Origin of the sequence: Microcystis aeruginosa NIES-843, assembly GCF_000010625.1 — a bacterium.
In the GTDB taxonomy this organism is placed as follows: domain Bacteria; phylum Cyanobacteriota; class Cyanobacteriia; order Cyanobacteriales; family Microcystaceae; genus Microcystis; species Microcystis aeruginosa.
Genome location: NC_010296.1, coordinates 66,461 through 77,245, shown reverse-complemented (window position 1 = coordinate 77,245; position 10,785 = coordinate 66,461). Strand labels below are relative to the sequence as shown.

11 protein-coding genes and 1 pseudogene are annotated in these 10,785 nt (G+C 43.8%); 4 read left to right on the top strand and 8 right to left on the bottom strand.

Going from position 1 to position 10,785, the window contains the following annotated elements; all coding sequences use genetic code 11:
• Positions 1 to 14: 14 nt before the first annotated feature.
• Positions 15 to 305 carry a type II toxin-antitoxin system Phd/YefM family antitoxin gene (locus MAE_RS00425; RefSeq protein ID WP_002754869.1) on the bottom strand — a complete coding sequence of 97 codons (291 nt, stop codon included), beginning with the start codon at positions 303 to 305 and terminating at the stop codon, positions 15 to 17.
• 76 nt (positions 306 to 381) lie between these two features.
• Between MAE_RS00425 and MAE_RS36270 the strand changes: the two are divergent.
• Both MAE_RS36270 and MAE_RS00420 read left to right on the top strand, forming a co-directional pair.
• Positions 382 to 486 (top strand): annotated as a pseudogene (locus tag MAE_RS36270) (bluetail domain-containing putative surface protein); the annotation flags it as partial.
• 380 nt (positions 487 to 866) lie between these two features.
• Positions 867 to 1,190: a HesB/IscA family protein gene (locus tag MAE_RS00420; protein WP_002794892.1), complete on the top strand. Its 324-nt coding sequence runs from the start codon at positions 867 to 869 to the stop codon at positions 1,188 to 1,190.
• Here MAE_RS00420 and mraY read toward each other — a convergent pair whose 3' ends face one another.
• The 3 genes from mraY to mutT form a co-directional block, all read right to left on the bottom strand.
• Positions 1,191 to 2,258, bottom strand: coding sequence for a phospho-N-acetylmuramoyl-pentapeptide-transferase (gene mraY / locus MAE_RS00415; RefSeq protein ID WP_002797493.1), 1,068 nt, complete (start codon positions 2,256 to 2,258; stop codon positions 1,191 to 1,193).
• 45 nt (positions 2,259 to 2,303) lie between these two features.
• Positions 2,304 to 2,567 carry a DUF3134 domain-containing protein gene (locus tag MAE_RS00410; RefSeq protein WP_002760451.1) on the bottom strand — a complete coding sequence of 88 codons (264 nt, stop codon included), beginning with the start codon at positions 2,565 to 2,567 and terminating at the stop codon, positions 2,304 to 2,306.
• 374 nt (positions 2,568 to 2,941) lie between these two features.
• Entirely contained in the window at positions 2,942 to 3,346 is a 405-nt protein-coding gene (gene mutT, locus MAE_RS00405) for an 8-oxo-dGTP diphosphatase MutT (RefSeq protein WP_012263846.1), read from the bottom strand.
• A gap of 103 nt (positions 3,347 to 3,449) precedes the next feature.
• Between mutT and MAE_RS00400 the strand changes: the two genes are divergently transcribed.
• Positions 3,450 to 3,773, top strand: a complete 324-nt coding sequence (locus MAE_RS00400) for a 30S ribosomal protein PSRP-3 (RefSeq protein ID WP_002760450.1) — start codon at positions 3,450 to 3,452, stop codon at positions 3,771 to 3,773.
• A 144-nt stretch (positions 3,774 to 3,917) separates the two neighbouring features.
• On the opposite strand, the gene atpC is transcribed toward MAE_RS00400, so the two are convergent.
• Together atpC and atpD are read right to left on the bottom strand one after the other, a co-directional pair.
• On the bottom strand, positions 3,918 to 4,334 hold the full coding sequence (gene atpC / locus MAE_RS00395; protein WP_002735380.1) for an ATP synthase F1 subunit epsilon: 417 nt from the start codon (positions 4,332 to 4,334) through the stop codon (positions 3,918 to 3,920).
• Positions 4,335 to 4,409: 75 nt separating this feature from the next.
• Positions 4,410 to 5,858 carry a F0F1 ATP synthase subunit beta gene (atpD, locus tag MAE_RS00390; RefSeq protein ID WP_012263845.1) on the bottom strand — a complete coding sequence of 483 codons (1,449 nt, stop codon included), beginning with the start codon at positions 5,856 to 5,858 and terminating at the stop codon, positions 4,410 to 4,412.
• A 713-nt stretch (positions 5,859 to 6,571) separates the two neighbouring features.
• Here atpD and MAE_RS33900 point away from each other — a divergent pair.
• Positions 6,572 to 6,712 (top strand): hypothetical protein, encoded by a 141-nt coding sequence (locus MAE_RS33900; protein ID WP_002760440.1) that lies wholly within the window; start codon positions 6,572 to 6,574, stop codon positions 6,710 to 6,712.
• A 156-nt stretch (positions 6,713 to 6,868) separates the two neighbouring features.
• On the opposite strand, the gene recQ is transcribed toward MAE_RS33900, so the two are convergent.
• Both recQ and MAE_RS00380 read right to left on the bottom strand, forming a co-directional pair.
• Positions 6,869 to 8,980, bottom strand: coding sequence for a DNA helicase RecQ (gene recQ / locus MAE_RS00385; RefSeq protein WP_012263843.1), 2,112 nt, complete (start codon positions 8,978 to 8,980; stop codon positions 6,869 to 6,871).
• A 115-nt stretch (positions 8,981 to 9,095) separates the two neighbouring features.
• Positions 9,096 to 9,707: a DUF3318 domain-containing protein gene (locus MAE_RS00380; RefSeq protein ID WP_012263842.1), complete on the bottom strand. Its 612-nt coding sequence runs from the start codon at positions 9,705 to 9,707 to the stop codon at positions 9,096 to 9,098.
• Positions 9,708 to 10,785: the final 1,078 nt, after the last annotated feature.

Here is a 10,785-nt window from a genome sequence, read left to right as displayed (position 1 = left end):
TTGATACTTTTGGCTCATGGAGAACTGTCCAGCTTATCGAACAATTCAGAGAAGAATTCCTCTGCCTTCTTACCTTTGCCTTGCTTCATCTCTTCAAGACCACGCTTGACTCCTTTAAGCGTCTCAACCAATTCAGCAGCTTCAAGAAGTGTCTGATAGGATTCCGCATCTTGCACGACGAGTGCTGCTTTCCCATCAACCGTAAGCACCAAAGGGTCTTTGGTTTGTTTGAGATGCTCTAGGAACCGGGTCGTGTTTCGTTTAAACTCAGTTAAAGAATGAATGTCTTTTGAAAGGTTGAGCATTATCCTAGCAGACAAAACGCATTTAATTGTATGCTACCACAAATTAATTCCCCTGTGACAAATACCCGCTCCTCTCACGGCTGGCTTCCAATCCAGCAATGATTTATTAATAAATATCACCGGATTTACTGGGACTTTACCAGCTTTAGGGAGCATTCCAGTGGGTAATTTCTTTATCTAAGTTTCTAAGCTCTCCTTCTAAGTCACCTAGAAAAAGGGTTTCTCGGAGAAACCCTTTTTCTGTGTTAAAAATTGTCAGCTACCCCCGCCATCCATTAGTTACATATTTCTTAAGTAGGTAGGCGTTAAAAGTTGTCAGACACCCCCCTTATCAAGGGGGGCAGGGGCGATCCCCCCGCCTATCGGCACCCCCCTTATCAAGGGGGGCAGGGGCGATCCCCCCGCCTATCGGCACCCCCCTTATCAAGGGGGGCAGGGGGGATCGAACCTAAAATCCATTTTTAATTTAATTATAACCAGCTACTTAACATAAAGTTTGATAATAACTGTGGTATAACTTCACAAGAACTTGATATTATTATTACAATAGTCTCAAAAACAATGATCGAATTAAGTCCCGCCGCCGCTAGAGAAATTGAACGTTGGAGTCAAAGCCGTCGTCTGACTGGTTCCTATCTGCGTTTGGCAGTAAAAAACGGTGGTTGTTCGGGACTTCACTATCATCTCGAATTAACCCCTATTGCGGCAGAAAACGATCGCTTTTATCAAAGTCAGGGTATTAATATTGTAGTCGATCCTGACAGCGATCGCTACCTACAAATTTTAAAATTAGACTATTCAGAAGATCTCATGGGTGGTGGTTTCCGTTTTACCAATGCCAACACCCAAAATACCTGCGGTTGTGGTCTTTCCTTTAGTGCTTAATTAACTACTCCAAATAGCCAAGACAACTAAAAGCGCATTAACCAGATAAAAAGCTCCCACAATCTTCGTTTCCGTCCAACCACTTAATTCTAAATGATGATGAAAAGGAGCCATTTTTAATAATCTTTTGCCCTTGCCATCGGGTCCTTTTGTGGCTTTATAATAGATAACCTGAGCGATTACCGAAAGAGATTCCAGAAAGAACAGACCACTAATTAAAAATAATCCCCAGAGATGTCCGGCAATTAAACCCACCGCAGCTAAAGCACCTCCCAAAGCGAGGGAACCCGTATCACCCATGAACACTTTAGCGGGGTTGCGGTTATGAAAAATGAAGCCTAGACAAGCACCAGCAAAACAAGTGCAGAAAATCGCCAAATCCGGATGACTAGGGGCGATAATAATACCTAAACCCAAAAATGCGATCGCACCTGTTCCCCCCGCTAATCCATCCACCCCATCGGTGAGATTAGTGGCGTTACTTTCAGCCACAAGGACAAATCCCGCCAAAATCCAGAAGAAAAAGCCCAAAGGAATGACTAATCGACCCCAAAGGGTGATATCGGTACTCACCTGATTGACCAACATCCAGAGGCAAAAAAGCACCGCCCCCGTTATCTGTAAAATTAACTTCATCTGGGGAGACAGGCCCTTATTCGACTTATAACGCAGAATTTGCCAATCATCTAACCAACCGATACCCATGTAAACAAAGGTCAGCAAAGCAACCGCCACCACATTAGGAGTGAATTTAGACCAGATTAAAGCGAAAATAAGGGCTACTGGCACAAAAAAGCTGCCTCCCATGGTCGGGGTTCCTGCTTTCTTTAAATGGGCCTGGGGTCCATCTTCGCGCATAATCTGACCCATTTTCAAGCGCCGCAGCATCGGTACTACTTGACAACCAAGACCAGCACTGATTAACGTTGTGGCCATCAGGGGGATTAACAGGGAATTAGTGGACTGAAAAAAAACTACTAACAGAAATAGTAATCCCGTTAGTAGAATCAGGAGATGGGTTCCAGTGGGTTTTTTAAAGATAGGGGCGGAAAAAATGTTAGCGTTCACGACTAAAGCGCCAGATAAGGGTAAAATTTGCCAAAGAAGACGGGATTAATCTTCATCTAAGACTAATTCATCCTCGTCGTCATCATAACCGATATCATCGACATCCATGAGTTCAGATAGTTCCACATCTTCTTCGAGAGTCAGATCCGGTTCGGCGATTTTATCCCGGGGAATCATGCGATTATTTTTTTCTAACCACTCGACAATGGAAGCGTCTTTTTTTAGGGGAATAACCGCGGCCGGTTCATAGCGGGGTTCTTGACGAATAGAAGGATTAAGCATAATTACTCGACGATTAGCAGCAATCATTTCGAGTTTACCATGTCTTTTAAGGCTCTGTTGACATCCTCGCCGCCGTAAAACGGACGGCGATTCCTCACCACGCCACTTTTTTAGGGTGGTCGCGTCAATGGGGTTGACGCAGATAGCGAAAAACGCTTAATTGCTTAAGTCTGACTCTTTCGACCCGTCCGTTTTGAGTGTCCGGATGCCGGACGGCCACTTTGAACAAGTCGAAAAAATCTAATGTTCAACCTTATTTCCTAGAAAGTTTTACTCGTTCAAGGCCGAATTTGAATTCTTTTCTGAACAAAACCCCCTACTATCTGTTGTCAAGGTTCAGTTTTTAGCTTGGTTATCGCTTTTTCCATTGTAGCTTAAAGCCGTCCTAAAAGGACGGGGTTTTAACCCAAATTTTCGATAATCTCTTGATTGGCCGCGGGGAAAGTGTAATTATCTAGTTCCTGGATAGTTACCCAGCGGATTTCTTCACATTCGATCGCCCGCGCTTCGCCGCTGAGATAACGACAGTTATATACTTGTAGATTAACCCGAAAATGACTATAGGTGTGATCGATGGTGATTAAATGACTATCCACTGCGATTTCAATGCCAATTTCTTCTAATACCTCCCGTTTAATACATTCCTGTACCGTTTCATTGCCTTCGATTTTGCCACCGGGGAATTCCCAAAAACCGCCCAGGAGTCCCTTGGCTAGACGGCGATCGATTAAAATTAAATCTCGATCATCTCTAATTACGGCCACACCGATTTGTTTACAGGGTAAAGAGTCTGTTTCTGGAATCATAGCGGTTATTAGCGAAAAAACAGCAAAAAATAGTTAAAAACTGACTGCGGAAAATTGAGTCAAAAGATGATATAATCGAGAATTGTACGATTAACGATTAACAATGACAGTCAGTTCCGAATCAAAGTTTATTTTAAAAGTATTGTGGTTAGATCAGAACGTAGCGATCGCTGTGGATCAGGTGGTCGGCAAAGGAACTAGCCCCCTCACCGCTTATTTTTTCTGGCCGCGCAATGATGCTTGGCAACAACTGCAAGAGGAGTTAGAAGCAAAACACTGGATTGATGAGTCCGATCGCGTTGATGTTCTCAACAAAGCCACAGAAGTAATTAATTTTTGGCAAGAGTTACGCAATCAAGGCCGACAAATCCCCATGGCCGATGCACAGTTAAAATTCCCCGAAGTTGTGTTTAGTGGTAGCAATTAATCGGCTTTTTAGCCGTCAGCTAGATAATCTTGATAGTAAGCAGAAAAATGGCTAAAAGCTGATTGCTAAAGGCTAAAAAATTAATCGGGTAGGTTTATATAAACCCGCCCGATTTTGCTTGAATTTAATTTGATTTGGTTTGGTTTAAACCGATACTAAACCGCCGGCGGCCTGGTATCTAGCGCGAGCTTTGCGCCATGATTGTTGCGCTTGGATAGTTTTGCGACGGTCATCCCCTTTACTGACTTCATCGAGACGAGTTTGGGCCCGTTCGTATTCGGCGCGAGCTTTTTCTTTATCGATTTTTGAGCCTAATTCCGCCCCATTAACGAGGACTTTGATCTCATTATTTTCGACTTCGGCAAAACCGCCCAAAACTGCGATATTTTCCCAGTCTTTCCCCGGTCGAATTCGCATTACGCCAATATTCAGGGCAGTTAATAAAGGAGCGTGACCGCTAAGAATACCTAATTGTCCCGTGGAACTGGGTAGGATTACTTCTTCGGCCACGTTATCCCAGACAATGCGATCGGGTGTAATAACCCGTACTGTAATGCTCATTGGTGATAATAACGATAATTTTGGCAGATTTCTGGGTTAAGTAACCGCGTTTAGCGGTTACTACTGACTTTGTAATTAGCCTTTTTTGAGTTTTTCGCCTTTAGCGATCGCTTCATCGATACTGCCGACCATATAGAACGCTTGTTCGGGTAAGCTATCGAGTTCACCTTTGAGGATCATCTGGAAGCCTTTGATCGTATCAGCGAGGGTAACGTATTTACCCGGGGAACCGGTGAAAACTTCGGCCACGAAGAAAGGTTGCGAGAGGAAACGCTCAATTTTGCGAGCGCGGTCAACGGTGAGACGATCTTCTTCCGACAATTCGTCTAAACCGAGAATAGCGATGATGTCCTGTAACTCTTTATAGCGTTGCAGGGTAGATTGGACGGCGCGAGCGGTGCCGTAGTGTTCATCACCGACGATATCAGCTTGGAGCATGGTGCTGGTGGAACCGAGGGGATCTACCGCCGGATAGATACCTTTGGAAGCCAGACCCCGGGATAGTACAGTAGTTCCGTCCAAGTGAGCGAAGGTAGTAGCGGGAGCGGGGTCAGTCAAGTCATCCGCGGGTACATAGACCGCTTGGATGGAAGTGATCGATCCTTCTTTGGTGGAGGTAATCCGCTCTTGCAGGTCGCCTACATCAGTGCCGAGGGTGGGTTGGTATCCTACCGCAGAAGGCATCCGACCGAGGAGCGCCGATACTTCCGAACCAGCTTGCACGAAACGGAAGATATTATCAATAAATAAGAGTACGTCTTGCTTGCTGACATCGCGGAAATATTCGGCCATGGTCAAAGCGGAGAGACCGACGCGCATTCTCGCTCCGGGGGGTTCGTTCATCTGACCGTAAACGAGGGCAATTTTCGAGTCTTCGGGGTTATCAGCGTTGATTACCTTCGATTCGATCATCTCGTTGTAGAGGTCGTTTCCTTCGCGGGTTCTTTCACCCACACCGCCAAAAACCGAGACACCACCGTGTTGAATGGCGATATTGTTGATTAATTCCATCATAATGACGGTTTTGCCCACACCAGCACCCCCAAAGAGGCCGATTTTGCCCCCTTGACGGTAGGGGGTGAGCAGGTCAATCACCTTGATACCGGTTTCAAAAACCGTCGGTGTTACTTCAAGATCGACTAATTTGGGAGCGGGACGGTGAATAGGAGAGGTTTCGGTGACGTTAACCGGTCCTTTTTCGTCCACGGGTTCACCAAGAACGTTAAAAATCCGACCGAGGGTGCATTTACCCACGGGAACGCTAATCGCTGCGCCGGTATCGACGATATCCATACCGCGCACTAAACCATCGGTGGTACTCATGGCAACGGCGCGCACTTGGTTATCACCGAGTAACTGTTGCACTTCACAAGTAACCGATAGATTTTGACCGGCGGAGTTAGTTCCTTTTACGGTTAAGGCATTATAAATACGGGGCAGTTTGCCACTGGGAAATTCGGCATCGATGACAGGACCGATGATCTGGACGATTTTACCAACGTTAGTTTCTGTTGTCGCTACCATTGTTTATGTCTACTCTGGGTTTTAGCTGATAACTCCCACAAGGGGAAAGTCTTAATTTTTTGTAAAATTAGCCAATACACAGCTTATCACGCTAGGGGATCAGATCAGTTATCAGTTATCAGTTACCAGTGATCAGATTTGAGTTTTCCGTGGACAGTCTGAGCGCTGATTGGTATTAAATGGCAATTTTCTGCTTACTGGTTACTGATCACTGATAAAAAGTAAGGCAGGCCTTAGCCTACCTTAAAACAAAACGAGGTTGATCAACTTTGAGGATGCCGATGCGGATGCCGTGGATGGAATTGGTCTATTACCATGTATTGTCGATTATAGCAAGGGTTTTGCTGGTTGTATAGATTCAAATAACAAATAATTGTAAGCTTTACCATAGATGTTAATCTATACATTGAGCCGCAAGGACTATCTCTCGTCAAACTGGGTTTCAACCTGAACCTCAGTTCGGGATTAGTCAAAATTCTGAATGTTCTCCTAGCTGATAAACCCTATTCTTTCGTGGAACTGATGGCAAAATCTCTTTAACCGTAACTAACCTTGATTCGGTAAAGATTTTCCTCCTCTCGATCGCCTCGGAGAATTGTGCTGTAAGATATCTTCAGTTTAAATTGTTTATCCTCGCAATCGTAGATGAGAATAAATTTCGGTAGCTTTTGCGGGAATAGATCAATAATCTCAGGAAATTAACGGTTAATTATATGAATTCTGCTAAAATTATCGCCATTATCACGGGAGCAATTTCGATTTTAATCGCCGTTGCCTATTTAATCCTAGTCCAGATTCTTGACTTTCGTAGCGAGATGATTCCCGCTCCCCTAGAAGTTATTTTTCCTGGATGATAAAAATCAGGGTTGAAAATGTTTCAACCCCAGAAAAAGCAATTTTTGAGCGGATTAACCCACTGGTTGTAATACTAAATCCGGTTATTAAAAACTGATTATTTATTGCCTATTGCCTGTAAAGTGGAGGGTTGCATCAAAAGAGTTCCTCTGGCCTTATTGCCGGGGTCGTCTTTGCCAAGCAACAACTAATTTAATTTCCTCATAACTATAATTATCTCCCAGATTTTCTTTGAGAGTTTTCAGGGATTGATCGCCCAATTTTTTGATCACTAAACGAATATATTCCTGTTTATTTTTAGAGACTAACTGATTAATATCAATTTCGTAACCCGCTTCCAGCAATTTAGCTAAATGTTCATAGATGGTTGAGACTTTTAAGCTTCTTTTGCGAGCGATTTCTTCCGCATTCAACCCATCTTGATAGTATTGGAGAGTGAGGAATTGAGTAGAGGGAAGACTATCCTGACAAAAATCATTAATTGCCGCTATAAATATATCCCCATACTGTTGTACTTTACTGTGTACTACTCCAGAAATTTGACGAAACTGCCCCAAATTCCGGGGTTTCGATTGGGCCATCAAACGTAGACTAGAATCATGGAAAATAACGTAGGGAGGAACCCCTTGACTATCGGCAATTTTTTTCCGCAGTTGCCGCAAGCGCTCGAATAATAAATCACTTTCCACCATATTGGGATTGTCGTCTCCCACGATTTGACCGTTAGCTTTTTGGGGGACGGCAATAAACACGGAACGTTGTTTCCGCATCACTTCCCAACTGTGTTGATTAAGTTTCAAGATTCTAAAATCGTCTTCAGTTTCTACTAATATATTTTGCTGGACAAGGGAACGACTTAAACGTTTCCACTCCTCCACAGTTTTATCTTTACCGATGCCATAAGTAGATAATAAATGGTGTTGATATTGGGTGATTCTTTCACCTTTTCCTCCCCTGAGTACGTTGATTATGTGCATCATACCGAATTTTTGTCCCGTCCGCGCCACACAGGATAAAAATTTTTGTGCCTCGATTGTCCAATCCTGGTTATTTGTACCATTCCGACAGTTATCACAGTTACCACAGTTACCCGCAAAACTTTCTCCAAAGTAACCTAGTACGCGCGATCTTCTACATTCAGTCCCTTCAGCATAATCTAACACCTGTCGCAATTGTTGACGAGCTTTCTGTTGTTCATTTTGCTCGGTTTTTTGGTTAATAAAATACTCAATTTTTCTGGCATCTGCAAAGCTAAAAAAGAGTGTACATTTAGCTGGTTCTCCGTCCCTACCCGCGCGGCCCGATTCTTGATAATATCCCTCTAAATTGCGGGGTAAATCGTAATGAATGACAAAGCGTACATCCGGTTTATTAATCCCCATACCGAAGGCAATTGTTGCCACCATAATCTGCACATCATCCCGAATAAAACGGGTTTGATTGTTACTTCTTTCCCGATCCTCCATACCCGCGTGATAGGGTAGGGCATTAATACCATCTTTTTGCAACTGTTCAGCAACTTTATCGACGGTTTTGCGGCTGATACAGTAAACTATTCCTGCTCCTTTTTGTCCTTTAATATATTGATACAATTGCTGATAAGATTTACTGGTTTTAGGTTGAACTTCATAATAAAGATTAGGACGATTAAAACTAGCAATATGAATGGAAGTATCTCGCAATCCTAATTGTTGGATAATATCTTCTCTAACCTGTTGGGTAGCGGTGGCAGTTAAAGCCAGAATTGGCACGGAGGGAAAGCGTTGACGAACTTGTTTAATTTGTCGATATTCAGGGCGGAAATCATGACCCCAATCGGAGACACAGTGAGCTTCATCCACTGCTAAACAGGCTAAACCGAGGTAATTATCAATAACAGCTAAAAAGTCTAAAAAACTAGGCGATAATAATCTTTCTGGGGCGACATATAACAGTTTAATTTTTCCTTGCAGGATTAAAGATTCTCTTTCTCTGACTTGTTTAGCGTTTAAAGTGCTATTGAGAAATGTTGCCCCGATGCCATTATCAGCTAAAGCAGTTACTTGATCCTGCATTAAAGCAATTAAGGGAGAAACCACCACCGTCACCCCTTTTTTGATTAAAGCGGGTAGCTGAAAACAGAGAGATTTACCGCCTCCAGTGGGCATAATTACTAATAAATCCTGATTATTTAAAGCAGCCTCAATTATTTGGCGTTGATTCGGTCGAAATTGATCGTAGCCAAAGTGATATTTTAAGGCTTTTTCTAAAGAGTCAATTGCAGCCATTGAGCAAGGGGAAAAATATTTTTATAGTAGTTATTTTAAGGTTAGGGATTTAAGCGATCATTGATCAGTGATCAGTAATCAGTAAAAAGAAAGCTGATAGCCAAAACAACTGACCTTAAGATTGTCTCACCTGATCGGGAACACCAACAAAGGAGAGATTGGCTAATTTTTTCAGATTTTGACAGCGCAATAACTCGTTAAAATTGAGACTCGATCGCCCCTCAATTTCAGCTATAGTCTCAATAGCCGATAATAAACCCTTAGCGGCCTCGGTTTCCGTGTAACCGCGTCTAACAGCCACTTTTAGGGCCGCTTCATCCGCGTCTAATTCCCGTTGGGGGCTGCGTTTTTCTCGCCAAATCCGGTTAATTGCCAAGGCAGTTAAACCCCCCGCTACTGCCATACCGACGGCATCGGTTTGCAGGGTTTCCACGGTTAAACCGATCATACCAGCCAGAGCAATTAATCGATCGAGATCGGGTTTAAACCATTTTACTGCCGTTAAAACAGAGACGGCCCTTAACAAGACTAGATCCCGTTGGGGTCTTGATAATTGCCGCCAGAGGTCAAAATTAATTTGAATCGGTCTGACTCCTCTTTGCCAGGGCAGGGGAAAATTAGTTTCGATTACCTTGGTGCTTTCGGGTTTGCTGACAATGCGCGTCATCATCCGTCCCGAAGCAGGCATGAGGTCTAGTAAGTGACTAATCTCGTTGTCTTGGTTCATCGATCGCCGGCCAATAGTCTTCGATCATTGAGTATAATCGCTTTCTGAGCTAATATCTCTTTTCCGACAATTTTCTCAACGAAACCGCGTGAGTCCCTACTGTTCGGCTTTGAGGGGTTCGATGCCCCAAAAATCGCCAATAAATTCTTGCATCTTCCTCAAAATCCTCATGTATTGATTAAACCTCTTGCATAATTAATTTTTGAGGATTCAAAAACGGCAAAAACAAGGATTAAATTACATAAAATCTGGAAATAGACCGTTTAATTGATTATTATTCATTCTTAATTCTCCTGACTACTGACTACTGACTCCTGACTCCTAACCCTAACAACAATTTTTGATTTTTACAAGAGGTCTATTATTAATGAGGGGATGAAACAAGTCCTGACCGTATCTTGCCAACTCCAGGTAACACCCGAACAGGTCGCCGCTATCGAGGCGACACTGAAAGCGTTTGCGGAAGCTGGCGACTACGTTAACGGGACGGTGAAACCGAACCTGTTGACATCCTCGCCGCCCTAAAAGTGCGGCGATTCCTAAACCTCACGATTTAAGTTTCTGCTTCCACCACCGTCGCATACCACAGTTAAAAAACCATGTACTGTCTTACACAGAGTCCACAGACTTTCGCCCCATTTCAGAAGCCCGATTCCGTGTGTCCCACGGTACGTTGACCGCCTATAGCTTCTTGTACTTGTTGCGCGCGACTTTTTACCCGGCCAAGCTTTTCTGGTCGGAACCCCCTAAGCCGAGTTTTCAAGGTGCTGCGCCGTCCACTTGGTTTTCGAGACTGGCCTTTTAATTCTAACGTAAAGCCAACCTAGAACGGCGGGGTTTCAGACCCAAAATTTCCGATGAACGAACTGGCGATACAGTCGCTTGTATCTTGAGAAGTAGGCAACCCGTCCCAACCTAGGTAAAAAATACCGCTTTGTAGCTTGGGTGCCTATATTCTGAAAAAGGGCGTGGACATCCAGTTCAACCGAGGTGCTTGACACCGTTGGGTAGCCACCGGAGCCACGCCGTCATCCCGATGAGACAAGCTCGAACAATCGCTGGAGGATTAACCTCGTAT

Excerpts from the sequence above, each read along its gene's own strand:
- MAE_RS00425 (WP_002754869.1), bottom strand. The coding sequence starts at position 305 with ATGCTCAACCTTTCAAAAGACATTCATTCTTTAACTGAGTTTAAACGA.
- MAE_RS00420 (WP_002794892.1), top strand. The coding sequence starts at position 867 with ATGATCGAATTAAGTCCCGCCGCCGCTAGAGAAATTGAACGTTGGAGT.
- MAE_RS00410 (WP_002760451.1), bottom strand. The coding sequence starts at position 2,567 with ATGATTGCTGCTAATCGTCGAGTAATTATGCTTAATCCTTCTATTCGT.
- mutT (WP_012263846.1), bottom strand. The coding sequence starts at position 3,346 with ATGATTCCAGAAACAGACTCTTTACCCTGTAAACAAATCGGTGTGGCC.
- MAE_RS00400 (WP_002760450.1), top strand. The coding sequence starts at position 3,450 with ATGACAGTCAGTTCCGAATCAAAGTTTATTTTAAAAGTATTGTGGTTA.
- atpC (WP_002735380.1), bottom strand. The coding sequence starts at position 4,334 with ATGAGCATTACAGTACGGGTTATTACACCCGATCGCATTGTCTGGGAT.
- atpD (WP_012263845.1), bottom strand. The coding sequence starts at position 5,858 with ATGGTAGCGACAACAGAAACTAACGTTGGTAAAATCGTCCAGATCATC.
- MAE_RS33900 (WP_002760440.1), top strand. The coding sequence starts at position 6,572 with ATGAATTCTGCTAAAATTATCGCCATTATCACGGGAGCAATTTCGATT.
- recQ (WP_012263843.1), bottom strand. The coding sequence starts at position 8,980 with ATGGCTGCAATTGACTCTTTAGAAAAAGCCTTAAAATATCACTTTGGC.
- MAE_RS00380 (WP_012263842.1), bottom strand. The coding sequence starts at position 9,707 with ATGAACCAAGACAACGAGATTAGTCACTTACTAGACCTCATGCCTGCT.